General features: G+C 54.5%; 3 protein-coding genes. All 3 read left to right on the top strand.

The annotated features are described in order from the left end of the window. On the top strand, window positions 1–271 hold a 271-nt coding region (locus CV945_RS16675), incomplete at its 5' end, for a hypothetical protein (protein WP_232722301.1). A 190-nt stretch (window positions 272–461) separates the two neighbouring features. Next, window positions 462–1,688, top strand: a complete 1,227-nt coding sequence (locus CV945_RS16670; protein WP_232722298.1) for a sigma-54-dependent transcriptional regulator — start codon at window positions 462–464, stop codon at window positions 1,686–1,688. Continuing rightward, window positions 1,654–2,271: a PRD domain-containing protein gene (locus tag CV945_RS17720; protein ID WP_232722306.1), complete on the top strand. Its 618-nt coding sequence runs from the start codon at window positions 1,654–1,656 to the stop codon at window positions 2,269–2,271. The genes CV945_RS16670 and CV945_RS17720 overlap by 35 nt, the downstream gene beginning before the upstream one ends. Window positions 2,272–2,363: the final 92 nt, after the last annotated feature.

The raw sequence follows: 2,363 nt of genomic DNA, 5'->3' as shown, positions 1-2,363 counted from the left end.
GAGCTGTTTGCGCCTACTCTTCATTATGGGAAGAAAAGGGGGATTTTCATGCCCGGGTGGAGAGCAAAAATTGCTCATGGAACTTTTCCGTGAAAATCCGGAGTCGGTGAACGGTGATTTTCATCCCCGGGTGGAGGGCAGATCGCTGCCCATGGATCTTTTCTGTAAAAATCACCCGTCGGCGAGCCGTGATGTTCATGTCAGAGTGAGGAAGAGCATTTTCCTCATCAATGTTGTTCAGAAAAAAGCGGGGTTTTTTCTGGCTAAGTGAGGGTCAACCATGTTATGGGTTTTTTCGGAATGATGGTCATGACTTCACTTCGCTGACAAAAGCGTTTGTTTTTCGACCAGCGTAGCTGTGTCTGCCAATGAAGGGCGGCGGATCGGTTCAACTTTTCCACGGAGCTGGCAGGAGTTTGCCGGTGCTGTTGCGAATGTGTTGATCAAGGAGGGAAGCGGCTGTGAAGAGAGTGGATCTTGTCTACGAAACGCTGCGGGAGTGGGAACGGAATGGAAAGCGGTGGGTGAGCGCTGAGGAGCTGGCTTGTGCTCTCGGGTTCGATCGAGCCAACGTCAGCCGCGATTTAAACCGCCTTTGGCGGGAGGGAAAAGTGCAAAAGCAAAACGGAAGGCCGGTTCGCTTTGCGCTGGCATGTGGACCAAAAGCGATGACGCGTCTTGACCGGTTGGCCAAGCAGCAACCGAGCTTGGCGGCGGCGGTGGAGCAAGGGAAGGCGGCCGTCTTGTATCCGCCCAAGGGGCTGCCGATGCTGATTGTCGGCGAGACGGGAACGGGCAAATCGATGTTTGCCGAGTTACTCCATGAATTTGCCGTCGCAACTGGCCGTTTTCCGCCAGGGGCGCCGTTTGTGACGTTTAACTGCGCTGATTACACGAACAACCCCCAGTTGCTGCTCGGGCAGTTGTTCGGTATCCGCAAAGGGGCGTATACCGGAGCCAATGAGCAAAAAGGATTAATTGAAAAGGCGGACGGGGGCATTTTGTTTTTGGATGAGGTGCATCGTCTGCCAGCCGAAGGGCAGGAAATGCTGTTTACGTTTATTGACCGTGGCGTTTACCGTCGGCTTGGCGAGACGGATGTGGAGAGATCAGCCAATGTGCTGCTCATTTGTGCGACAACGGAAGATCCGGAGTCAAATTTGCTGAAAACGTTCCGCCGTCGCATTCCGATGCATATTTTGCTGCCGCCGCTTCAGAAGCGGACGCTTGATGAACGCTTTCGGCTTGTGATGCAGTTTTTTCAGGAAGAGGCTGTGCGGCTTGGAAAGGAAATTGACGTTTCGGCTAATGCTGTGCGCGCTTTTTTGTTTTATTCGTGCCCGAACAACGTCGGGCAGCTGAAGGCCGATATTCAGCTCGTTTGCGCCAAAGCCTACGCCGACTATGTCACCGGAAAGAAACAGGCCGTGCGCATTCATCGCGCCGATTTGCCCTTTCAAGTGCAAAGCGGGCTTTTGCTGGAGAAAAAACATCCGCACGCCGCCTCTTATTCGCTGCCGCGACGGTGGTATGTCTTCGTGCCCCATGAGGAAGCGGCCGATGGGGACGGCGGGCTGGCTGTGGAATCCGAATCGGTTTACGGCGTGATTGACCGCAAATATGGCGAACTAAGAGAGCGCGGCATCGCCGGTGATGAACTTGACCTATTTGCTGGAAATGGACATTAAGCATTATTTCTCGCAATACATGAAAGGGGTGGACCGGCGCATCCGTGATCGCCGCGATCTCGAGAAAATGGTCGCTCCGGACGTTCTGGCGTTGACTGAAGCGCTCGTCGTCTATGCGGAGAAGAAACTAGGGCGCCGCCTCGCCGAGAAGGTGATGTATGCGCTTGCTATGCACATTCAAACCGCGATCAACCGCCTGCGGGCCGGGACGATCGTTTCCCATCCGAAGCTGAATGAAGTTCGGGCCGCTTATAAGCAGGAATTCGCTGTCGCGCTCGACTGCCTTCAGCTGATGGAGGAAAAGATGCATATTGACTTCCCGATCGATGAAGCGGGGTTTTTGACGATGTTTTTTGCACTCCATGACGATCGAACGGAAGAGCGCGAGGAGCGGGTGGCGGTCGTGGTAGTCATGCATGGCAACGGTGTGGCTTCAGCGATGGCCGACGTTGTGAATCAACTGTTGGCCGCCGCATCTGTGTATGCAGTCGATATGCCGCTTGATGCCGACCCGAAACGTATTTACGAGCAGGTGAAAGCGGTGCTGCAGTCCATCGCGTCGGAAAAAGGCGCGCTGGTGTGAGTAAAATATTTGTGGGTGACATTCCGAAATGATCCCCGACGAGGGTTGCGAACTTTTGTTCGCGACGCTCGTCGGGGCCACCAAGCGAAGCG

Source organism: Geobacillus sp. Manikaran-105 (genome assembly GCF_002809955.1).
In the GTDB taxonomy this organism is placed as follows: Bacteria; Bacillota; Bacilli; order Bacillales; family Anoxybacillaceae; genus Geobacillus; species Geobacillus thermophilus.
This window is presented reverse-complemented; position numbering and strand designations above follow the sequence as displayed.